Origin of the sequence: Oceanibaculum pacificum, from assembly GCF_001618175.1 — a bacterium.
GTDB classification, from domain to species: Bacteria; Pseudomonadota; Alphaproteobacteria; order Oceanibaculales; family Oceanibaculaceae; genus Oceanibaculum; species Oceanibaculum pacificum.
In genome coordinates this window covers 13,502-34,691 of record NZ_LPXN01000013.1, presented here as the reverse complement: position 1 = coordinate 34,691, position 21,190 = coordinate 13,502, and the positions used below count along the sequence as shown (strand labels likewise).

Sequence of the window (21,190 nt, the reverse complement as noted above, 5' to 3'; positions counted from 1 at the left end):
CATGGCCAACGCATCGACCAAGCGTATCCGTCCGGTCCAGGCCTGGATCGCCCTCGCCCTGATCGCGCTGCTGTTCGTCGCGGTCAATCTGATCGTCGGCAACGGCGTCAGCTCGGCCCGGCTCGACCTCACCGAGGACCGGCTCTACACGCTGGCGCCGGCGACCCGCGCAACGCTGAAGGAGATCGAGGAGCCGATCACCCTGCGCCTGTTCTATTCCGAGCGGCTGGGCCGCGAGGCCCCGGCCTACGCCACCTACAGCCAGCGGGTGCGCAATCTGCTGCAGGAATACGCCAACCTGTCGAACGGCAAGATCAAGCTGGAGATCTTCGATCCGGAGCCGTTCTCCCGCATTGAGGACCGGGCGGTCAGCTACGGCTTGCAGGGCGTGCCGCTCGACCAGTCCGGCGAGATGGTCTATTTCGGCCTGGTCGGCACCAACCTGACCGACGACGAGCAGACCATTGCCTTCTTCCAGCCGGAGCGCGAGCGCTTCCTGGAATATGATCTGACGCGCATCGTGCAGAATCTGGCGAAGCCGGAACGCAAGCTGATCGGCATGATCTCCGGCCTGCCGCTGGAAGGCCGCTTCGGGCCGGGCGGCCAGGCCAGTCCGCCCTGGACCATCCTGCAGCAGATGCGGCAGATTTTCAGCGTCCGCACCATGGGCAACGATGTGGCGCGCATCGACAGCGACGTCGATACGCTGTTCGTCGTGCATCCGCGCGCGCTGCCGGACACGGCGCTCTACGCCATCGACCAGTTCATGATGCGCGGCGGCCGGGCGCTGTTCTTCGTCGATCCGTTCTCCGAGGCGGACGCCGCGATCCCCGATCCGCGCGGCATGCCGAAGATCGACACCTCCTCCTCGCTGGCCAAGCTGTTCGACGCCTGGGGCGTTTCCGTCACCACCGACCAGATGGTCGGCGACCGAGTGGCGGCGCGGCGGGTGAATGTCGGCGGCGGCGGCCAGGTGATGCCGGTCGATTACGTGCTGTGGCTGAACCTCCAGGCGCGCAACCTGAACCATGACGATCCGGTCACCGGCGATTTGCAGCAGCTTTCCTTCGCCACCGCCGGCGCCGTGTCGCTGAAGGACGGCGCCAGCCTGGCGATGACGCCGCTGGTCAGTTCCAGCCCGCTGGCGCAGATGATCCCGGTCGCGCGCATCCGCCCGCGGCCCGATCCGATGCGCCTGCTGCGCGACTACAAGCCGGGTGACCAGCAGCGCGTGCTGGCGGCCCGCTTCACCGGCCCGTTGACCAGCGCCTTCCCCGAGGGCGCGCCGAAGCCGGCGGAAGGCCAGCGGCCGACGGGCGAGGAGCCGGCCGCCCCGCTGGCCAGGTCGGAGAAGGACGCCGCCTTCGTGGTGGTTGCCGACACCGATTTGCTGGATGACCGTTTCTGGGTGCAGGTGCAGGATTTCTTCGGCCAGCAGGTCGCCACGCCGTTCGCCGGCAATGGCGATTTCGTGATGAATGCGCTGGAGAGCCTGTCGGGCGATTCCCGCCTGCTCGATCTGCGCGGGCGCGGCATCGTCGCCCGGCCCTTCACCACGATCGACGATATCCGCCGCGAGGCCGACCAGCGCTACCGCGCGCAGGAACAGACGCTGAAGGACAATCTGCAGGAATCGCTGGCCAAGCTGGAGGAGCTGCGCTCCAAGGACGCGCCGGGCGGCGGCGCGATCCTGACGGCGGAGCAGCGCAGCCAGATCGCCGCCATCCAGCAGACCATCCTGGATACCCGCCAGCAACTGCGCGAGGTGCAGCGCTCGCTGCGCCAGGATATCGACCGGCTGGAATCGCGGCTGCTGTTCCTGAATATCGGCCTGGTACCGCTGCTGGTGGCGGCGCTGGCCATCCTGATCGGCCTCTATCGCATGGCGCGGCGGCGTCGCAAGACCGCAGCGGCGCAAGGAGCCTGAGCCATGACCCTTCGCGGATTCTACATCCTGATCCTGGCGACGATTCTGGCGGTGGGCGGGGCTGTCGGCGTGCTCTATCAGCGCAACGCCGCCGCCATTGGCGTGATCGACAGCGAGCCGGTTTTCCCCGGCCTGACCGACAGGCTGAACGACGTGGCCAAGGTCACGATCAGCGCCGAGGGCGAGACCAGCACCCTGGTGAAGCAGGGCGAGGGCTGGGTGGTCGCCGAATCGCACGATTATCCGGCCAAGGGCGAGGCGGTGCGCGCCCTGCTGCTGGCGCTGGCCGATCTGCGCACCATGGAGGCGAAGACCAGCCGGCCCGAAATGTTCGCCCGCCTGGGAGTGGACAGCGAGGTGGACGCGCCGGGGGCTGAGAAATCCACCGCCACGCTGATCTCCCTCGAAGCCGCCGGCGGCGGCAAGATCGCCGAGATACTGGTCGGCAAGAAGCGGTACGGGCGTGGCGGCCAGGCCGACGCGCATTATGTCCGCCTGCCCGACGCCAACCAGGTCTGGCTGGCGGAAAGCCGGCTGGATCCGCGCGCCGAGCCGATCGACTGGGTCGACCGGCTGATCGCCGATATCGACAGGGGCGCCGTGCGCCAGGTGACCATCGCTAGCGCCGAGGGCGCGCCGCTGGTCATCGGCAAGGACAGCGCGGAGGCGACCGACTTCGTCATCCGGGACATGCCGGATGGGGCCGAGATCGAGAACCAGTTCCAGCTCAACGCCACCGCCGGCACCATGGACCAGCTGGTGTTCGATGCCGTGCGGCCGGCCGAAGGCCTCGACTTCGGCGGCGCGGGCACGCGCTACGAGACGTTCGACGGCCTGGTGGTCGAGGTCGATTTCGCCGATGCCGACGGCAAGCCCTGGACGCGCTACCGCGCCAGCACGCTGCCCGATGCGTCCGAGGCGGCGAAGAGTGCGGCGGCGGCGATCAACCAGCGCACCCAGGGCTGGGCCTATGCGCTGACCGACTTCAAGATCGAGCAGTTGCGCCGCCGGCTCGATCAGCTACTGAAGCAGAAGAAGGACGCCTCGTAGAACAGCGCCCGATGATTTAACCCTGGAGGGCGTCGGGCAATGCTGGCACTCTGCCGGAGTGAATAAGAGGGTTGAGCAAAGGGGTTGCCGGGCGATGCCGCCGCATTCGACCGTCGTTATTCCGCTGATTGCGTTCTATGTCGGGGTGCTGGCCCTCGCCATCTGGAATCTGTTCATCCACATGCTGGCCAGCCCGGTCGGCTATGAGGCGTTTTTTAGCGCGCCAGATGTGCCGCGTCTGTTGCTGTTCGGCAGCTATCTCCGGCCGTTCGATTTGGAGGGCATGGCGATCCGCGACGCGGTGATCGCCACCACCGGCTTCGTCATCGCCGTCACGGCGCTGTTCGTCGTGGTCATCGTCATGATGATCCAGATCGCCGAGCGCCGCCGCCGGCTGATCATCATGGGCAGCCTGAATGTGCTGCGCATCCCCAAGCCGCTGATCGTGCCGCTGCCCGACGATGCGGGCGACCCGCGCATCTACCGGCTGGAGATCGACATCGAGGTGCCGCAGCGCGCCAATAACGGGTTGATCCACGATCTGATCCCCGATCTGAAGCCGGCGCTGGAAGCGGAATTGCAAGCCCTGGCGGAAGGAAGGCTGGTGCAACTCAGCCGCATGGCGATGGAGGATTATCTGACCGTCGCGGCGCACCATATATCGGATGGAATGATCAACCGCGTCCGGGTGCGGCGCGCAACCTTCGAGCAGGCCGCGGCCCCGCGTCCGGCCTTGTTGGACCAGGGCGAGGGCGAGGAGAGCGAGTTTTCCGACGCGCTCGACATTCCGGCGCCGGGCGACGGCGCGAGCGAACCGGCAGCCGCCGGAAATCCTCCTACCGGGGACGGGGAAAAGCAGGCCGCCTGAGCCTCCACCCGTCCATCGCAGACGGGTGAATGACATGTTGAAGACCATCCTCATCCTGCTTGCCTTCGCCCTGGCGCTGGCCGGCGCGATCTATGCCAGCGCCACGGTCTGGACCATGACCGGCGACGCCGACATGGGCGGCCACGGCATCGCCGCGCTGGTGCTGGGCGTGGTTTTCACCTTCCTGCTGGGCGCGGGGCTGATGGGGCTGGTGTTCTACAGCAGCCGCAAGGGCTACGACAGGCAGGCGACGCCGGAAAGCGATGCGCCGCTATCGCGCCTTGGGCTGCGCCAGGAAACGCAGGACGGCGTAGCCGGCGACCGCCGACAGGAATGAGCCGGTCAGCACGCCGATCCGCACATCGGCCAGATGCTCCGGGGTGGAGAAAGCCAGCGTGCCGATGAACAGGCTCATGGTGAAGCCGACGCCGGTCAGCAGCGCCACGCCGTAGAATTGCACCCAGCCGATGTCGGACGGCAGCCGGCTGATCCCCAGCTTCACCGCGCCATAGGCGAAGCCGAACACGCCGATCTGCTTGCCGACGAACAGGCCGGCGGCAATGCCCAGCGGCACCGGGGCAAGCATATCCGCAAGCGACAGGCCGGCCAGCGAGACCCCGGCATTGGCGAAGGCGAAGACCGGCATGATGCCGAACGTGACCCACGGATGCAGGCTGTGCTCCAGCTGTTCCAGCGGGGAGATATCCTGCCGGCCCTTCTGGCTGGCGCGCAGCGGAATGGCGAACGCGATGGCCACGCCGGCCAGCGTGGCGTGCACGCCGGATTTCAGCACGCAGACCCACAGGAACAGGCCGACCAGCAGATAGGGCGTCAGCCGCGTGACGCCGAGCCGGTTGAACAGCGCCAGCACCAGGATCGCCGCCGCCGCCAGGCCGAGCGACACCACCGAGAGATCCGAGGTGTAGAACAGCGCGATGATGATGATGGCGCCCAGATCGTCGATGATCGCCAACGCCAGCAGGAAGACCTTCAGCGAGGTTGGCGCGCGGGCGCCGACGAGCGCCAGGATGCCCAGCGCGAAGGCGATGTCGGTCGCCGCCGGGATCGCCCAGCCATTCAGCGTCGCCGGGTCGCCGGCATTGAAGGCGACATAGACCAGGGCCGGCGCCAGCATGCCGCCGGCCGCGCCGATCACCGGCAGCGAGGCTTCCGCCCAGCTCGACAAATTGCCATCCAGTATCTCGCGCTTGATCTCCAGCCCGACCAGCAGGAAGAAGATCGCCATCAGCCCGTCATTGATCCACAGCAGCAGCGGCTTGGCGATGACCAGCGCGCCGATGCGCACCTCCACCGGCGTGTCGAGCAGCATATTGTAGAGCCAGCCGAGCGGGGAATTGACCAGGATCAGCGCCAGCACGGCGGCGATCAGAAGAATGATGCCGCCTGCCGCCTCGGTCTTCAGGAAATCGCGGAGCGCCGTCGCCGCCATCTGTCGTCCTTAACTGAATGTCCCGGCGCGGAGGGCGCCCGCTAGCAATAAGGAGTCTATCGGGCGGGAAGACAATCGAAAAGCGTCAGACCTGGCGCAGGCGGCGCGCCTCATGCGCTTTCAGGAAATTGCCGACCGCATGGTCGATGGCGGCTTGAATCGCCGCTTCGTCCGGCAGTTCCTCGACCTGGAACAGCGCGCGGAGCTGGAAATGGCCGCGCAGCGCCCCCAGGAACTGTTCGGCCGACAATTCCGCGTCGGTGACCGTCAGCGTGCCCTTGTCCGCCTGCTCGGCCAGATAGCGGGCCAGCCGGTTCACCGCGCCCTGCGGTCCGATGGCGAAGATCATGCGCCCCAGCTCGGGAAAGCGCGGCGCTTCCGACACCAGCAGGCGATGCAGCGCGACCGAGGAGGGGCGCATCAATATCGCCATGAAGCGCGTCGCCAGCGCCGTCAGAACCTGGCGCGGCTGGCCGCCTTGCTGTGCGCTGGCGGCGATGGTGGACAGCAAATCCTCGCCGATTTCCTCGACAATGGCGTGGAAAAGCCCATCCTTGCTTTGAAAATGATTATATACTGTCTGCTTGGCGACGCCGGCTTCGGTGGCCACGATATCCATCGTGGCATTCTCATAGCCGAGACGCAGGAATACATTCGTCCCTGCTTCCACAATGGTTTGCCGCTTGCGGGCACTGCAGGACGTTTCGATGGGCGCCACCTTTGTTTGTGGCATTCTTGACTCCTCCCGGTGTGCCAGCATATTCCTAGACTGGACTGTCTAGTCTAACCCTAGAGTAGAAAGTATAGCAGGGCAATGGGAAGAGGCTGGAAGCTATTTCTGGGATTGGCGGCTGTCGGCGCCATCGGCGTCGGCGCTGTTATTTATCTGGAAGGGACCAACCGTCCGGCCGTTGCCCAATCGGCGCCGCAGCCGCAGGCCAGCGCGGCGCCGCCGGTCGAGGTCGCGAAGGTCACCATCGATACGGTGCGGCGCGAGATCAACGCGGTCGGCAGCCTGCTGCCCAATGAATCCGTCATCCTGCAGCCCGAAATCTCCGGACGTATCTCGCGCATCCTGTTCGAGGATGTGCAGAAGGTCGAGCGCGGCGCGGCGCTGGTGGAGCTGGATAAGGAAATCCTGCAGGCCGAGCTGGCGCAGGCCGAAGCCAATTTGGCGCTGGCCCGGGCGAATTTCGACCGCGCCGATACGCTGCTGAAGCAGGGCACGGGCACGGCGCGCACGCGCGACGAGGCGCTGGCCCGGCTGCGGTCCGACCAGGCCGGGCAGGAGCTGGCGAAGGCGCGGCTCGACAAGACGACGATCCGCGCCCCGTTCGCCGGGGTGCTGGGGCTGCGCAATCTCAGCGTCGGGCGCTATGTGACGCCGGCCGACACCATCGTAGCCCTGCAGCAGATCGACCCGCTGAAAGCGGAATTCCGAGTGCCGGAAGTCTATCTGACCTCGGTCAATGTCGGCCAGAAGATCGAGATGACGGCCGATGCGCTGGCCGGGCGCGATTTCGTCGGTGAAATCTACGCCATCGACCCGCAGATCGATATCGACGGCCGCTCGCTGCGCATCCGCGCGCTGGTGCCGAACAAGGACGGCGCGCTGTCGCCGGGCCTGTTCATCCGCCTGACCATCATCGCCAGCGTGCGCGAGAATGCCGTACTGGTCCCGGAATCGGCGATCACGCCGATTGGCCAGGAACGCTATGTATACAAGCTCCAGGACGACAAGGCCGTGCTCACCAAGGTCAATCTCGGCAGCCGCCGTCCCGGCATGGTCGAGGTGCTGAAAGGCCTTTCGCCGGAAGATGTGGTGATCATCGCCGGCCAGACGCGCCTGCGTGACGGGATCAAGGTGGAAGTCGTCGCAACCGTGCCTGGAACCTGACGGGGAGCAGAGGCTCGTGAATCTCTCGGAACTCTGCGTCCGCCGCCCGGTCTTCGCGACGGTGATGAGCCTGCTGATCGTGCTGGTCGGCCTGGTCTCCTACGACCGGTTGCCGGTCCGCGAATATCCCAATATCGACGAGCCCGTCGTCTCGGTGCAGACCGACTATCTGGGCGCCAGCGCCGAGATCATCGAGTCGCAGGTGACCCAGGTGCTGGAAACTTCCATCGCCGGCATCGAGGGCATCGAGACAATCATCTCGCAGAGCCGGCAGGAGCGCTCCAGCATCACGGTGCGCTTCCGCCTGTCGACCGATCCGGACGTGGCCGCCAGCGACGTGCGCGACCGGGTCAGCCGCGTGCGCGGCCGCCTGCCGGAAGAGATTGACGAGCCCGTCATCTCCAAGGTGGAGGCGGACGCCTCGCCGATTCTGTTCATCGGCTTCTCCGCGCCCGGCCGGTCGCAGATGGAGCTGTCCGACTATGCCGACCGCTTCTTCGTGGACCGGTTGCAGACGCTGCCGGGCCTGGCGGAGGTGCGCATCTACGGCGAACGGCGCTTCTCCATGCGCATCTGGATCGACCGGGCCAAGCTGGCCGCCTACAATCTGACGGTCCAGGATGTCGAGGCGGCGCTGGCGCAGCAGAATGTCGAGATTCCCTCGGGCCGCATCGAGAGCCTGAATCGCGAATTCACCGTTCTCTCGCGCACCAATTTGCTGACGCCGTCGCAGTTTGAGAACATCGTGCTGAAGGAGGCCAACGGCTTCCAGGTGAAGTTGCGCGATGTCGGCCGCGCCGAGCTGGGGCCGGAGGATACCCGCCGCCGCTCGCGCTATAACGGCTCCGATTCGGTCACCATGGGCGTGGTGAAGCAGGCGACGGCGAACCCGCTGGAAGTCTCGCGCGCCGTGCAGGCCGAATTGCCGAACATCCTGGCCGATCTGCCGAGCGACATGAAGGCGGAGCTGGCCTACGACACCTCGGTGTTCATCGAACGCTCGATCGACAATGTGTTCACCACCATCGCCGAAGCCATCGTGCTGGTGATCCTGGTGATCTTCTTCTTCCTGCGCAGCTTCCGCGCCACGGTGATCCCGCTGGTCACCATTCCGGTGTCGCTGATCGGCGCGTTCATCCTGATGTATATGATGGGGTTCAGCGTCAACACGCTGACCCTGCTGGCCATGGTGCTGGCCATCGGCCTGGTGGTCGACGACGCCATCGTGGTGCTGGAGAATGTTCACCGCCATCTGGAGGAGGGCAAGACCCCGTTCCAGGCGGCGATCATCGGCACCAAGGAGATCGCCTTCGCAGTCATCGCGATGACGCTGACCCTGGCCGCTGTGTACGCCCCGGTCGCCTTCTCCGAAGGACGGACCGGCCGGCTGTTCATCGAATTCGCGCTGGCGCTGGCGGGCGCGGTCATGGTGTCGGGCTTCGTGGCGCTGACGCTGACGCCGATGATGTGTTCCAAGCTGCTCAAGGGCCATGAATCGCACGGCCGCCTCTATAATCTGCTGGAATCCGCGTTCAACGGCATGGCCAACGGCTACCGGCGCCTTCTGCTGGGCTCGCTGAAGGTCCGTTTCCTGGTGGTGCTGATCGGCATTGGCGTCGGCGGGTGCAGCTATCTGCTGTTCACCAATCTGAAGTCGGAGCTGTCGCCGATCGAGGATCGCAGCACCATCAACGTGTTTTCCAGCGCGCCCGAGGGATCCACCCTCGATTTCACCGACCGGTACGCCACGCAGATCCAGGATATCCTGCTGGCGGTGCCGGAAGTGGGGGGCGTGATCATCACGACGGGCTGGCCGGATGTCACGCAGGCCTCCTCCTTCATCCGCCTGGAAAACTGGGAGGATCGCGAGCGCAGCCAGCAGAGCATCGTCGAGGAGCTGCAAAAGAAACTGTCGAAGATCGCCGGCGTGCGCGCCTTCGCGATCAACCGTCCGGCCTTCGGCCAGAGCCCGCGCGAGCGGCCGGTGCAGTTCGTGCTGCAGACCACCGCCAGCTATCAGGAGCTGGAAGGCTATCTCGGCCTGATGATGGAGGAGGCGCGGAAATATCCCGGCTTCGTCAATCTCGACGATGATCTGAAGCTGAACAAGCCGCAGCTCGACATCAATGTCGACCGCGAGAAGGCGGCCGACATGGGCATCCCGATTTCGGTCATCGGCCGCACGCTGGAGACGCTGCTGGGCGGCCGGCAGGTCACCCGCTTCAACATGAATGGCGAGCAGTATGACGTGCTGGTGCAGGTGGAGGATGCCGACCGCCGCACCCCGGGCGACCTGAACGGCATCTATATCCGCACGCCGAGCGGGCAGATGGTGCAGTTCTCCAACCTCGCCAGCGTGCGCGAGGTGGTGGCCCCGCGCGAGCTGAACCGCTTCAACCAGCTGCGCTCCGCCACCATCACGGCGAATATCGCGCCGGGCTATGCCCTGGGCGAGGCGCTGGAATTCCTGAACGAGGCCGCGGCGCGTGTGCTGCCGGCCAATGTGCAGACCGACCTGAACGGCCAGTCGCGCGAATATCAGCAATCCGGCCAGGCGCTCTATGTCATCTTCCTGCTGGCGCTGGCCTTCATCTATCTGGTGCTGGCGGCGCAGTTCGAAAGCTTCATCGATCCCTTCATCATCGTGCTGACGGTGCCGCTCTCGATGACCGGGGCGCTCGCCGCGCTCTATTTCACCGGCAATACGGTGAACATCTACAGCCAGATCGGCCTGATCACGCTGGTCGGGCTGATCACCAAGCACGGCATCCTGATCGTGGAATTCTCCAACCAATTGCAGGAGCGCGGCATGGGCCTGCGCGAAGCGGTGGTAGAGGCCGCGGTGCTGCGCCTGCGGCCGATCCTGATGACCACCGGCGCGATGGTGCTGGGCGCGGTGCCGCTGGCCGTCGCCTCGGGCGCTGGCGCCGAAAGCCGGCAGGCTATTGGCTGGGTGATCGTCGGCGGCATGACGCTGGGCACGCTGCTGACCCTGTTCGTGGTGCCGACCGCCTATACGCTGCTGGCCCGTCCGCACAAGAAGCAGGAAGAGCTGGAGCCGGTGGCACCACATCCAAGTCCCGCGGAATAGCGACCCCTTTCTCCCTCCCTCTGCCAGCGGGCCGGATCGTTTCTCGATCCGGCCCGCTTCGCATGAGGCAAAAGGAAAGGGACGAACGAATTGAAGGGGCGATCACGAAGTTTTGAACGGTTCCACGATTTTGTTGCCGCACATAGCGTCCAATATCCGGTTGGTGTAATGAGGCGAATTACAGCCGCAGATAGTCGCTGAATTGTAACAATTCCAACCGTTTCTCTAATGGAAGCGGCTGGCGATTCGGCATGCTGCGGCGGTCGTCTCTCCTGTTTTCCCGATCCAGGAGATATCCATGACCGCAATCACATCACCCCCTGCCACGCCGCAATCGCCCGCCCTGCGCCGGCATCTGGCCCTGGCGCTGGCCGCCGGACTGTTCGGCGCGCTGCCGCTCATCGCCGCGCCGGTCGCGGCGCAGACCAACCGATCGGTTAATCTCGACGTTCCCTTCGTCCCGACGCCGGACGATGTGGTCGAGCGGATGCTGGATATGGCGCAGGTCGGCAATCAGGATTACGTCATCGATCTCGGCTCCGGCGACGGCCGTATCGCCATCGCTGCGGTGAAGGATCGCGGCGCCAAGGGGGCGATGGGCGTGGATATCGATCCCGCGCGCATCGCCGAGGCCACCAACAACGCCAAGATGGCCGGCGTTTCCGATGCTGTGGAATTCCGCCAGCAGAATTTGTTCGAGACCGATCTGAGCCAAGCCTCGGTCATCACCATGTATCTGCTGCAGCGGATCAACCTGAAACTGCGCCCGACGCTGCTGGAGCTGCGGCCGGGCACGCGCATCGTCTCCCACGCCTTCTCGATGGATGATTGGAAGCCTGACGCCGAGGCCAATGTCGATGGCCGCAACGTTTATTTCTGGATCGTGCCGGCCAAGGTCGATGGCAACTGGAAGGTGCAGAATCCGGGGGGCGACTTCACCGTCGATCTGACCCAGGAATTCCAGAAGATCGCCGGCACGGCGACGGTGGACGGCAAGTCGGTGCCGCTCAGCGATCCCAAGCTGCAGGGCGACCGGATCGAGTTCGGCGTCGAGACCGCGCCGGGCAAGATTCTGCGCTATGTCGGCCGGGTGACCGGCGGTTCCATCGAGCCGCTGCCGGAATCGCAGCGCGCCGGCGATTGGCGCGCGACCCGCGGCTGATCGCCCGGCTTCCCCTCTGACTCCCCGCGCGGCTGGCCTGTTGCCGCCGCGCGGGGGGCTGTCCCGTTAGCGCCCCTCTGGGGCCTTGGCCGCAAGGAACCCGCATGCCCAACCCCGCTACCGGCCGCGCCAGCGAACCGGCCGCCACCCTGTCCGTCCTGGAGGGGGTGGCGATCATCGTTGCCGTCGTCATCGGCATCGGTATCTTCAAGACACCCTCCCTGGTCGCCGCCAATGTCGATAGCGAGGTCGCCTTCATCGGCGTCTGGGTCGCGGGCGGGCTGATCACCCTGGTCGGCGCGCTGACCTATGCCGAGCTGGGCTCCGCCTATCCCAGCGCCGGCGGCGAGTATCATTTCCTCAGCCGCGCCTTCGGCCGCTCCGCCGGGCTGTTCTTCGCCTGGGCGCGCGGCGCGGTGATTCAGACCGGCGCCATCGCGGCGCTGGCCTTCGTCTATGGCGATTACGCGCAGACGCTGCTGCCGCTGGGCGATCACGGCGCGGCGGTGCATGCGGTTCTGGGCGTGCTGGCGTTCACCGGCGTGAACATATTGGGCACCCAGCCCTCGAAGCGTACCCAGACGCTGTTCTTCCTGTTTCTGCTGCTGGCGCTGGCGGCCATCGTGGTGGTCGGCTTCAATGCCGATCCGGCCCCCGCCCCCGCTGTCGCCGCGCCTGAATCCGCCGATGGGGCCGCCGCCATCGGCATGGCGATGGTGCTGGTGCTGCTGACCTATGGCGGCTGGAACGAGGCGGCCTATCTGTCCGGCGAAATCCGCGACGTGAAGCGCACCATGGTGCGGGTGCTGATGATCGGCGTGCTGCTGATCATGCTGGCCTATGGGCTGGTCAACATGGCCTATCTCTACAGCATGGGGCTGGACGGGCTGCGCGCCAGCGACGCGGTGGCCGCCGATCTGATGCGCCTGGCCATCGGCGAGACCGGCGCCATCGTGCTCAGCCTGATCGTCTGCATCGCCGCGCTCAGCTCCCTCAATGGCACCATCCTGACCGGCGGGCGGGCCTATTACGCCATCGGCCGCGATGTGCCGCAGCTGCGCTTCCTGGGGGCGTGGGACGGGCGCGGCAAGACGCCGACCAACGGGCTGCTGACGCAGGCCGGCATCGCCCTGGCGCTGATCCTATTCGGCGCGGTGACACGGGACGGGTTCCAGGCGATGGTCGATTACACCGCGCCGGTCTTCTGGTTCTTCATGCTGCTGGTCAGCCTGGCGCTGTTCGTGCTGCGCCGGAAAGACCCGGATCGCGAGCGCCCCTTCAAGGTGCCGTTCTACCCGGTGCTGCCGGCGATCTTCAGCCTGACCTGTCTGGGGCTGCTTTATTCCAGCCTGGTCTATACCGGGGCCGGGGCGCTGATCGGCGTGGCCATGCTGCTGGCCGGCGTGCCGCTGCTGCTGCTGGAGCGGCAGTCCCGGGGCAGGCGGAAATTCAGCGAGGCGGATTGAGCAGCACGTCGAGGAACGCCGCGCCGTAGCGTTCCAGCTTCGCCTGGCCGACGCCGGGCAGGCGGAGCATCTGCTCCGCCGTTTCCGGCCGGTCGGTCGCCATGGCGCGCAGCGTGACGTCCTGGAACACCACATAGGGCGGCACGCCCTGCTCCTTCGCCAGCCGGCTGCGCTCGGCCCGCAGCGCCTCGAACAGGGAGGCTGCCTCGGGCGGCAGGTCGGCGGCGGCGCTGCGCGCCAGATCGCGCCGCACCTCGGCGGCCTTGCGCGGGCGGTCCTTGCGCAGGATCACCGGCCGTTCGTGGCGGAACACCGCGCGGGCATCCTCGCCCAGCGTCAACGCGCCGTGATTGGCGTGGTCGACCACGATTAGCCCGGCGGCGGTGAGCTGGCGGATCACCGATTGCCAGCCCCGCATGTCGATCTCCTTGCCGGCGGCGAAGACCGGCTGCTTGTCATGGCCGAAGCGGGTGACCTTCTCCGTCACCTTGCCGGTCAGAACGTCGATCACATGGCCGGCCCCGAAGCGCTGGCCGGTGCGGTAGACCGCCGCCATCGCCTTGATCGCCGCTTCCGAGCCGTCCCAGGTTTCGACCGGCGACAGGCAGGTGTCGCAATTGCCGCACTGGCCGGGGTGCGCCTCGCCGAAATGCGCCAGGATCGCCTTGCGCCGGCATTCGGCGGTTTCGCAGACGCCCAGCAGCGCGTTCAGCTTGCCGCGCTCCAGGCGCTTCACCTCCTCCGGCGCGGCCCCCTCGTCGATCATCCGCCGGCGCTGCACCACATCGGCCATGCCGTAGCTCATCCAAGCGTCGGACGGCAGCCCGTCGCGGCCGGCGCGCCCGGTCTCCTGGTAATAGGCCTCGATCGAGGCGGGCAGGTCGAGATGCGCGACATAGCGCACATCCGGCTTGTCGATGCCCATGCCGAAGGCGACGGTAGCCACCAGGCACAGCCCGTCCTCCTTCAGGAAGGCATCCTGGTTGGCGCTGCGGATGCCGGCATCCAGCCCGGCATGATAGGGCAGGGCGCGGATGCCCTGCTGGCTCAGCCATTGCGCGATGTCCTCCACCTTGGCGCGCGACAGGCAATAGACGATGCCGCTATTGCCCTTGTGCTTCTCCAGGAAGGACAGAAGCTGCCGGCGCGGGCTCTCGCGCTCGACGATGGCGTAGGCGATGTTCGGCCGGTCGAAGCTGGTGACGAAGACCCGCGCCTGGCCCAGCCGCAGCCGCTCGATCAGGTCGGCCCGCGTGGCCGGATCGGCGGTGGCGGTCAGCGCTATGCGCGGCACGCCGGGATACAGTTCCGCCAGCATGGCGAGGTCGCGATATTCCGGGCGGAAATCGTGACCCCACTGGCTGACGCAATGCGCCTCGTCGATGGCGAACAGGGCGATGCGCGCCTCGGCGATCATCTGCTGGAAGCCGGATGTGACCAGCCGTTCCGGCGCCACATACAGCAAGTCGAGAGCGCCGCGCCGCAGGTCGCGCCGCACCTCGGCCGCCTCTTCCGCCGACAGCGAGGAGTTCAGCGCCGCCGCCCGAACGCCGGCCTGGCGCAGCGCCTCCACCTGGTCGCGCATAAGGGCGATCAGCGGCGACACCACGATGCCCACCCCCGCCCGGCACAGCGCCGGCACCTGATAGCACAGCGACTTGCCCGCCCCGGTGGGAAACAGCACCACTGCGTCGCCGCCGCCGGTGACATGGCGCACGACATCTTCCTGCAGCCCCTTGAAGCCGGCATGGCCGAACACATCGCGCAGAATCGCCGCCGGATCGGTCGCGGCAGCGGCGGTCGGTTCGCTCAAGCTCATGGCATTCTCCCGGTGTGGCGGCAACCATAGACGGTCGCCGGACCGGGTGCAGCTATTTGGTAGGCAAGAAAGGGAGAAATGGTGCGCCCGAAGAGATTCGAACTCCTAGCCTTCTGATCCGTAGTCAGATGCTCTATCCAATTGAGCTACGGGCGCTTTGTCGCGGGGAATGGCGGTTTCGAACGGCCGTCCGCGATGAGGCGCGCACACTACTCAAAGGTTTTGGCAAAGGCAATAGGCATCGCAAAACTTTTCGCGCCGGCAATCCGGCGGTGCCGCGCCCCGGCTTCCGGGTCGGCGTTAACCATTTTCGGCCCGGCTTTTTTGCCGGCCATAACCGGCATTCAGCCCCTGCTTGCCGCCGAATTGCCTAAATCAGCTTGTGACCCCGACACGCTTTGGTTAGTATCGACGCAAAATGAAGCGGTTAGCTGGTTTTGCTGATGAAATTCGATTAATTCGATTTCGAAGCTAAAGGCGGGGGCAAGAAATCGTCTGTGGCTGATCGTGATCTGGGGCACCTGAAACTAACAAAGTGGCAGTCTGGAATGACGAAGTCCCGAAACTGGGCCGGTCTTTTGGGGGCAGCGCTGCTACTCTCCGGATGTTCGTTTGCGTCGGACTCGCTCTGGCCAACATTGACCGGGGAAGAACCAGCAAGCGGCCAGAAGAGCGAGCAGATCGCAATCGAGCCTTCCGCGTCGGAGCGGGCGGCCACGCCGCCGATGCTTGGCAGCACCAATTTCCAGGTCCAGCCGCCGACGCCGGGGCAGCCCACGGGCACCTTTGTCGGCCAGAAAGTGCAGGAGCTGCGCGAGGATCTGCGCCGCCTGCAGGGCTCGATCGCGCAGCATAACGACACGCTGCAGCAGATTCGCAACGTCACCGTGCAGAATGCCGCCGGCTATCACGGCACGGTCGCGGCGATCAATGCGCGCCTGCAGGTCGGCACCACGCCGGGCAACCCGATCCTGGTGAACCAGTGGGACCAGGCGCAGCGGCAGCTGGAGACGCTGAACACCGACATCGCCAAGATGAACGAGCTGGCGAACCGCGTCGCCGCCGACAGCAACCTGGCGGCCTACATGCTGCAATCGACCCGCGCGGCCTACGGCCTGTCCGGCGCGGTCGAGGAGGATCATCGCCAGCTCAACATCCTGGAGGACGACGTCAATCGCACCGTGGTGCTGATCGACCGCCTGCTGAACGAGATGAGCGACGATGTGCGCCGCCAGACCCTCTATGTCGGCAATGAGCGCAACAATCTGCAGACCCTGGCGCTGGCGATCAAGAACGGCCAGCTCTACGGCTCCAGTCTCGCCAACCGCGCATTCATGCCGACCACCATCGCCGGCAGCCCGCCGCAGAATCTGGGCGTGGCCTCCCGCATGGCCGGCCCGGCCGCCGGCGCGCGACCGCTGGTCGTGATCCGCTTCGACCAGCCGAACGTCTCCTACGAGGAGGCGCTGTACAACGCCGTTTCGACGGCGCTGGAGCGCCGGCCGGACGCCAGCTTCGACCTGGTGGCGGTCAGCACCTCGCAGGGCAATGCGGCGCAGACCTCGCTGAACTCCACCAATGCGCGGCGCAATGCGGAAAAGGTGCTGCGCACCCTGACCGAAATGGGCCTGCCGTCGCAGCGCGTGAATCTCTCCTCGGCCAGCAGCGGCAACGCGGCGGGCAACGAGGTGCATCTTTACATCCGCTGATCGGCGACGATATCGGGATGGGAACCGGCGTCCCGCGGGACGCCGGTTTTCTTTTGCGCAGCCCCTCGCCAATCAGGGAAGTGCCCGTATGTTAGTCTTGTCGACTATACGGGAGATGGACCGATGACACGCTGGCTGGCGGCCCTCATGCTGCTGTTTCTCTGCCTCGCCCCGCCTGTCCAGGCGCAGGGCGTGACGGCGGCCGACGAAGCGGAAATCCGGGGCGTGATCGAGCGTCAGCTCCAGGCCTTCCGGCGCGACGACGGCCAGACGGCGTTCGCCCAGGCATCGCCCCTGATCCAGCGGCTGTTCGGCGATCCGGCGACCTTCTTGGGCATGGTGCAGACCGGCTATCCGCCGGTTTATCGCGCCGCCCAAGTGGAATTCCAGGCGCTGGAGTGGCGCAACGGCGTGCTGATCCAGCAGGTCCGCCTGGTCGGGCCGGACGGGTTGCCCGCCATCGCGCTGTACGAGATGGAGCGCCAGGCCGACGGCGCCTGGCGCATCAATGGCTGCGCCTTGGTGCGGGCGCCCGATTTGACCACCTGATAGCCCGACATTGCGTGCCGCCGCCGGCTTGGCTAAGACTGCCGCAGCACAGCCGGAGGATCGATCTTGTCGCACGCATCGCCCGAAAAAGCCTTCCTGGTCTCCTGGGAGGAGCTGCACCGCAATTCCAAGGCGCTGGCCTGGCGGCTGATGGATATGGGCGCGTGGAAGGGCGTCGTCGCCATTGCCCGTGGCGGGCTGGTGCCAGCCGCCATCGTGGCGCGCGAGCTGGAAATCCGCCTGGTCGACACGGTCTGCATCGCCAGCTATGACGACCACAAGGCGCTTGGCCAGCAGGGCCGGTTGACCGTGCTGAAGGGCGTGCCGGGCGATGGCGAGGGGCTGCTGGTGGTCGACGATCTGGTCGATAGCGGCGTCACCGCCAAGGCGGTGCGCGAAATGCTGCCCAAGGCGCATATCGCCACCGTCTACGCCAAGCCGCGCGGCCGGCCGATGGTCGACACCTTCATCACCGAGGTCAGCCAGGACACCTGGATCTACTTCCCCTGGGACCTCGAAGCCCAGCCGGTCCAGCCGCTGGTGCTGGCCCGCAAGCCGCGCTGACGTCACGCGCTGCCGTCACACCTGGGGGGTACGCCGGGGGGGGACGCCCAAGGGGGAGCACGCCAGGGCAGGACATGACCAAGTGCGCATGCCTTCCCCCCGGCGGCGGCGGGCGCTACTCTGCGCTACCGGATCGGAGAGAGCCATGCGCCGCTTGCTGCTGATATCGCTGCTGTTCCTGACCGCCGCCCTTGCCCCGCCGGCGCATGCGGCGCGGGCGCAGACCTACATGGCGGCGACGGCCAACCCGATGGCGACCGAGGCGGCCTTGAGAATCCTGCGCGCCGGCGGCTCGGCGGTGGATGCCGCCATCGCCGCGCAGATGGTGCTGACCCTGGTGGAACCTCAGGCTTCCGGCATTGGCGGCGGGGCCTTCCTGGTGCATTACGACGCCAAGGACCGGGCCGTCGTCACCTATGACGGCCGCGAGACCGCGCCGGCCGCCGCGACGCCCGACCGCTTCCTGGGGCCGGACGGCAAGCCGCTTTCCTTCATGGACGCCGTTGTCGGCGGCAAGTCGGTCGGCGTGCCGGGCACGGTGCGTCTGCTGGCGCTGGCGCATCGCGAGCAGGGCAGGCTGCTCTGGGCCGATCTGTTCGCCGACGCGATCCGCCTGGCCGAGCAGGGCTTCCCGGTGCCGCCGCGCCTGGCCGCCGCCCTGGCGCGCGAGAAGCACCTGACGCAGGCGGCGGCCCGCGTCTATTTCCACAAGTCCGACGGCACGCCCTGGGCCGAGGGCGAAACCCTGAAGAATCCCGCCCTGGCCGACACGCTGCGCCGCATCGCCGAGGGCGGGGCGGAGGCGTTCTATACCGGCGCCATCGCCGAGGATATCGTGCAGGCGGTCGCCACCGCCCCGCGCAATCCTGGCGACATGACGATGGCCGACCTTGCCGGCTACGAGGCGAAGCAGCGCCCGGCGGTGTGCGGACCCTACCGGAACTGGAAAATCTGCGGCATGGGGCCGCCCAGCAGCGGCGGGCTGACCGTGCTGATGGCGCTGACCATGCTGGAGCGCTTCGACCTCGCGGCCGAGGCCCCGCTGTCGGTCGATGCGGCGCATTGGATGCTGGAGGCCCAGCGCCTGGCCTATGCCGACCGCAACCTCTTCATCGCCGACAGCGATTTCATCGATGTGCCGATGGATGGGCTGACGGATCGCGGCTACCTCGCCGGCCGGGCGGCGCTGATCGATCCCGCCCGCACCGAGGGCGAGGCGGTCCCGGCTGGCGACGTGCCGCGCAAGCGGACGCAGAATTTCGGCCCGGACAATGCGCTGCAACTGCCCTCGACCAGCCATCTCTCCATCGTCGACGCGGCGGGCAATGCGGTGTCGATGACCACCACCATCGAGGCCGTCTTCGGCTCCCGCCTGATGGTGCGCGGCTTCCTGCTGAACAATGAGCTGACGGATTTCTCCTTCCGGCCGGCGGTCGACGGCAGGCCGGTCGCCAACCGGGTGGAAGGCGGCAAGCGGTCGCGCAGCTCCATGTCGCCCACCCTGGTGTTCGACGGCGACGATGAATTGCGGCTGGTGGTCGGCTCGCCGGGCGGCAGCCAGATCATCAACTATGTTCTCAAGACCATTGTCGGCGTGCTGGATTGGGGGCTCGACCCGCAGGCGGCCATCGCCCTGCCGAACATCTCCAACCGCAATGGCGACAGCGAGATCGAGCGCCGCATGGATGCCGACGCGCTGGCCGTGGCGCTGGCCGGGCGCGGCCACCGCATCGAGCGCGGCAGCCTGGTCAGCGGCCTGCACGCCATCCAGATATTGCCCGACGGCACGTTGCTGGGCGGGGCCGATCCACGCCGCGACGGCGTGGCCGCCGGCGACTGATTCCGCAACCTGTAGAGAGATCATGCATCCCACCGTCACCCTTGCCGCCGGCCGCGACAACCGTCTGCGCGGCGGCCATCCCTGGGTCTATGGCAACGAGGCGCAGATGAGCCCGGCGCTGAAGGATCTGCCGCCGGGCAGCCTGGTCACGCTGGCCGATGCGCGTGGCGGCAAGATCGGCACCGCCTTCTTCAACCCGAAGCCGCTGATCGTCGCCCGCTTCCTCGATGCGCGGCCGAACCTCGCCATCGATGCCGGCTTCCTGCGCGAGCGGCTGGCCGCGGCGCTGGCGCTGCGCGAGCGGTTGTTCGCGCAGCCCTATTACCGGCTGGTGCATGCCGAGGCGGACCGGCTGCCCGGCCTGGTGATCGACCGGTTCGGCGATGCGCTGACCGTGCAGCTCAACAGCGCCGGCATGGACCGGCTGGAAGCGCCGTTGCTGGAGGCGCTGAGCGATCTGCTGAAGCCGTCGCGCATCGTGCTGCGCAACGACAGCCATGCCCGCATCACCGAGGGGCTGAAGACCGGCATCCGCGCCGCGCTCGGCGGGGAAGGACCGATCGAGCTGATGGAGAACGGCGCGCGTTTCCGCTGCGATCCGCTGGGCGGGCAGAAGACCGGCTGGTTCTACGATCAGCGCGACAACCGCGCCTTCGTGGCGGCGCTGGCCAAGGGCAAGCGGCTGATCGACGTTTATGCCTATATCGGCGGCTTCGGCATCGAGGCGGCGGTGGCGGGGGCGGCCGAGGTCACGCTGGTCGACCGCTCCAGGCCGGCGATGGAGCTGGCGGCGGAGACGGCGGCGCTGAACGGCGTGGCCGGTAAGGTAAGCACCATCGTCGGCGATGCCTTCGAGGTGCTGGAGCAGCGCGCGGGCGAGCGGTTCGACGTGGTGGTGTGCGACCCGCCGGCTTTCGTGAAGTCGAAGAAGGATCTGGCGACCGGCCTGCGCGCCTATCAGAAGATGGCGCGGCTGGCGGCCTCGCTGGTGGCGCCGGGCGGCATATTGTTCGTGGCGTCCTGCTCGCACAACGCGCCGGAGGAGGAATTCGCCAAGCAGATCGGCATCGGCCTCGCCAAGGCCGGCCGCGGCGGGCGCATCCTGCGGCAGGCGGGGGCGGGGCCGGACCATCCGGTGCATCCCTTCCTGCGCGAGAGCGCCTATCTTAAATCCATGACCCTGCAACTCGACTGAGATTCGCCATGCTGGGACCGGAGATCGAAAGGCTGATCCAGCTATTGTCCCGCCTGCCGGGGCTGGGGCCGCGCTCCGCCCGGCGCGCGGCCTTGCAGCTACTCAAGCGCAAGGAGGCGCTGATGCTGCCGCTGGCCGACGCGCTGGCGACGGCGGCGGCCACGGTGCGCACCTGCTCGGTCTGCGGCAGCTTCGATACGCAAGACCCCTGCGGCGTGTGCGCCGACGAGCGGCGCGATCCCACGATCCTGTGCGTGGTGGAGGAGGTGGCGGATGTCTGGGCGCTGGAACGCGCCAGCGCCTTCAAGGGCCGCTACCATGTGCTGGGCGGCACGCTGTCGGCGCTGGACGGGGTGGGGCCGGAAGACCTCAACATCCCCTCCCTGGTGCGGCGCGCCAGCGACCCGGCGGTGACCGAGGTGATCTTGGCGATGGACGCCACGGTCGATGGCCAGACCACGGCGCATTACATCACCGACCGGTTGGCCGGGGCGAATGTCGCGATCTCCCGTCTGGCGCATGGCGTGCCGGTGGGCGGCGAGCTGGATTATCTGGACGACGGCACCCTGACCACCGCCTTGAAGGCGCGCCGGCCCGTTTAGC

The 21,190-nt window shown here is 67.0% G+C and carries 18 protein-coding genes and 1 tRNA gene; 14 read left to right on the top strand and 5 right to left on the bottom strand.

Annotation, left to right across the window (positions count from 1 at the left end; all coding sequences use genetic code 11):
* Position 1: 1 nt before the first annotated feature.
* The 4 genes from AUP43_RS01845 (at position 2) to AUP43_RS01830 (ending at position 4,182) form a co-directional block, all read left to right on the top strand.
* A complete protein-coding gene (locus AUP43_RS01845; RefSeq protein WP_067551822.1) occupies positions 2 to 1,927 on the top strand; it encodes a GldG family protein in 1,926 nt (641 codons plus the stop codon).
* 3 nt (positions 1,928 to 1,930) lie between these two features.
* Positions 1,931 to 2,977 carry a DUF4340 domain-containing protein gene (locus AUP43_RS01840; protein ID WP_067551819.1) on the top strand — a complete coding sequence of 349 codons (1,047 nt, stop codon included), beginning with the start codon at positions 1,931 to 1,933 and terminating at the stop codon, positions 2,975 to 2,977.
* Between the two features lie 94 nt (positions 2,978 to 3,071).
* Entirely contained in the window at positions 3,072 to 3,845 is a 774-nt protein-coding gene (locus AUP43_RS01835) for a hypothetical protein (protein ID WP_067551816.1), read from the top strand.
* 34 nt (positions 3,846 to 3,879) lie between these two features.
* Positions 3,880 to 4,182, top strand: coding sequence for a hypothetical protein (locus tag AUP43_RS01830; protein WP_198154788.1), 303 nt, complete (start codon positions 3,880 to 3,882; stop codon positions 4,180 to 4,182).
* Here AUP43_RS01830 and nhaA read toward each other — a convergent pair.
* Positions 4,117 to 5,295, bottom strand: a complete 1,179-nt coding sequence (nhaA, locus tag AUP43_RS01825; RefSeq protein ID WP_067551813.1) for a Na+/H+ antiporter NhaA — start codon at positions 5,293 to 5,295, stop codon at positions 4,117 to 4,119. The genes AUP43_RS01830 and nhaA overlap by 66 nt on opposite strands.
* Before the next feature lie 85 nt (positions 5,296 to 5,380).
* Complete coding sequence (locus tag AUP43_RS01820) at positions 5,381 to 6,028, bottom strand: TetR/AcrR family transcriptional regulator (RefSeq protein ID WP_067551810.1); 648 nt, start codon at positions 6,026 to 6,028, stop codon at positions 5,381 to 5,383.
* 111 nt (positions 6,029 to 6,139) lie between these two features.
* Between AUP43_RS01820 and AUP43_RS01815 the strand changes: the two genes are divergently transcribed.
* The 4 genes from AUP43_RS01815 (at position 6,140) to AUP43_RS01800 (ending at position 12,911) form a co-directional block, all read left to right on the top strand.
* Positions 6,140 to 7,192 carry an efflux RND transporter periplasmic adaptor subunit gene (locus AUP43_RS01815; RefSeq protein WP_067551807.1) on the top strand — a complete coding sequence of 351 codons (1,053 nt, stop codon included), beginning with the start codon at positions 6,140 to 6,142 and terminating at the stop codon, positions 7,190 to 7,192.
* 16 nt (positions 7,193 to 7,208) lie between these two features.
* Entirely contained in the window at positions 7,209 to 10,283 is a 3,075-nt protein-coding gene (locus AUP43_RS01810) for an efflux RND transporter permease subunit (protein WP_067551804.1), read from the top strand.
* 298 nt (positions 10,284 to 10,581) lie between these two features.
* Positions 10,582 to 11,445, top strand: coding sequence for an SAM-dependent methyltransferase (locus tag AUP43_RS01805; protein ID WP_157089188.1), 864 nt, complete (start codon positions 10,582 to 10,584; stop codon positions 11,443 to 11,445).
* Positions 11,446 to 11,549: 104 nt separating this feature from the next.
* Positions 11,550 to 12,911, top strand: a complete 1,362-nt coding sequence (locus AUP43_RS01800) for an APC family permease (protein ID WP_067551801.1) — start codon at positions 11,550 to 11,552, stop codon at positions 12,909 to 12,911.
* Here the strand turns inward: AUP43_RS01800 and recQ are convergent.
* The 3 genes from recQ to AUP43_RS19520 all read right to left on the bottom strand — a co-directional run bounded on the left by recQ (position 12,895) and on the right by AUP43_RS19520 (position 15,074).
* Entirely contained in the window at positions 12,895 to 14,730 is a 1,836-nt protein-coding gene (gene recQ, locus AUP43_RS01795) for a DNA helicase RecQ (protein ID WP_067551798.1), read from the bottom strand. The genes AUP43_RS01800 and recQ overlap by 17 nt on opposite strands.
* Before the next feature lie 79 nt (positions 14,731 to 14,809).
* Positions 14,810 to 14,886: transfer RNA gene (locus tag AUP43_RS01790), tRNA-Arg, on the bottom strand.
* Between the two features lie 53 nt (positions 14,887 to 14,939).
* Complete coding sequence (locus tag AUP43_RS19520; RefSeq protein ID WP_269746845.1) at positions 14,940 to 15,074, bottom strand: hypothetical protein; 135 nt, start codon at positions 15,072 to 15,074, stop codon at positions 14,940 to 14,942.
* 381 nt (positions 15,075 to 15,455) lie between these two features.
* On the opposite strand from AUP43_RS19520, the gene AUP43_RS01785 reads away from it, so the two are divergent.
* The 6 genes from AUP43_RS01785 (at position 15,456) to recR (ending at position 21,189) form a co-directional block, all read left to right on the top strand.
* The gene (locus tag AUP43_RS01785) at positions 15,456 to 16,439 is read left to right on the top strand and encodes a hypothetical protein (RefSeq protein WP_232314852.1); all 984 of its coding nucleotides are present in this window, start codon (positions 15,456 to 15,458) and stop codon (positions 16,437 to 16,439) included.
* 123 nt (positions 16,440 to 16,562) lie between these two features.
* A complete protein-coding gene (locus tag AUP43_RS01780) occupies positions 16,563 to 16,988 on the top strand; it encodes a DUF4864 domain-containing protein (RefSeq protein ID WP_198154787.1) in 426 nt (141 codons plus the stop codon).
* Positions 16,989 to 17,054: 66 nt separating this feature from the next.
* The gene (gene gpt, locus AUP43_RS01775) at positions 17,055 to 17,552 is read left to right on the top strand and encodes a xanthine phosphoribosyltransferase (RefSeq protein WP_067551793.1); all 498 of its coding nucleotides are present in this window, start codon (positions 17,055 to 17,057) and stop codon (positions 17,550 to 17,552) included.
* Positions 17,553 to 17,697: 145 nt separating this feature from the next.
* Positions 17,698 to 19,392 carry a gamma-glutamyltransferase gene (gene ggt, locus AUP43_RS01770; protein WP_067551790.1) on the top strand — a complete coding sequence of 565 codons (1,695 nt, stop codon included), beginning with the start codon at positions 17,698 to 17,700 and terminating at the stop codon, positions 19,390 to 19,392.
* A 22-nt stretch (positions 19,393 to 19,414) separates the two neighbouring features.
* The gene (locus AUP43_RS01765; RefSeq protein ID WP_067551788.1) at positions 19,415 to 20,587 is read left to right on the top strand and encodes a class I SAM-dependent rRNA methyltransferase; all 1,173 of its coding nucleotides are present in this window, start codon (positions 19,415 to 19,417) and stop codon (positions 20,585 to 20,587) included.
* An 8-nt stretch (positions 20,588 to 20,595) separates the two neighbouring features.
* Positions 20,596 to 21,189, top strand: coding sequence for a recombination mediator RecR (gene recR / locus AUP43_RS01760; RefSeq protein ID WP_067551785.1), 594 nt, complete (start codon positions 20,596 to 20,598; stop codon positions 21,187 to 21,189).
* The last annotated feature ends 1 nt before the right edge of the window (position 21,190 follow it).

What these genes read in the sequence shown, in the direction of transcription:
- AUP43_RS01840 (WP_067551819.1), top strand. Translation starts at nt 1,931, where the DNA reads ATGACCCTTCGCGGATTCTACATCCTGATCCTGGCGACGATTCTGGCG.
- ggt (WP_067551790.1), top strand. Translation starts at nt 17,698, where the DNA reads ATGCGCCGCTTGCTGCTGATATCGCTGCTGTTCCTGACCGCCGCCCTT.
- AUP43_RS01830 (WP_198154788.1), top strand. Translation starts at nt 3,880, where the DNA reads ATGTTGAAGACCATCCTCATCCTGCTTGCCTTCGCCCTGGCGCTGGCC.
- recQ (WP_067551798.1), bottom strand. Translation starts at nt 14,730, where the DNA reads ATGAGCTTGAGCGAACCGACCGCCGCTGCCGCGACCGATCCGGCGGCG.
- AUP43_RS01785 (WP_232314852.1), top strand. Translation starts at nt 15,456, where the DNA reads ATGCTTGGCAGCACCAATTTCCAGGTCCAGCCGCCGACGCCGGGGCAG.
- AUP43_RS01765 (WP_067551788.1), top strand. Translation starts at nt 19,415, where the DNA reads ATGCATCCCACCGTCACCCTTGCCGCCGGCCGCGACAACCGTCTGCGC.
- AUP43_RS01835 (WP_067551816.1), top strand. Translation starts at nt 3,072, where the DNA reads ATGCCGCCGCATTCGACCGTCGTTATTCCGCTGATTGCGTTCTATGTC.
- AUP43_RS01780 (WP_198154787.1), top strand. Translation starts at nt 16,563, where the DNA reads ATGACACGCTGGCTGGCGGCCCTCATGCTGCTGTTTCTCTGCCTCGCC.
- AUP43_RS01800 (WP_067551801.1), top strand. Translation starts at nt 11,550, where the DNA reads ATGCCCAACCCCGCTACCGGCCGCGCCAGCGAACCGGCCGCCACCCTG.
- AUP43_RS01805 (WP_157089188.1), top strand. Translation starts at nt 10,582, where the DNA reads ATGACCGCAATCACATCACCCCCTGCCACGCCGCAATCGCCCGCCCTG.
- AUP43_RS19520 (WP_269746845.1), bottom strand. Translation starts at nt 15,074, where the DNA reads ATGCCGGTTATGGCCGGCAAAAAAGCCGGGCCGAAAATGGTTAACGCC.
- AUP43_RS01820 (WP_067551810.1), bottom strand. Translation starts at nt 6,028, where the DNA reads ATGCCACAAACAAAGGTGGCGCCCATCGAAACGTCCTGCAGTGCCCGC.
- AUP43_RS01845 (WP_067551822.1), top strand. Translation starts at nt 2, where the DNA reads ATGGCCAACGCATCGACCAAGCGTATCCGTCCGGTCCAGGCCTGGATC.
- recR (WP_067551785.1), top strand. Translation starts at nt 20,596, where the DNA reads ATGCTGGGACCGGAGATCGAAAGGCTGATCCAGCTATTGTCCCGCCTG.
- nhaA (WP_067551813.1), bottom strand. Translation starts at nt 5,295, where the DNA reads ATGGCGGCGACGGCGCTCCGCGATTTCCTGAAGACCGAGGCGGCAGGC.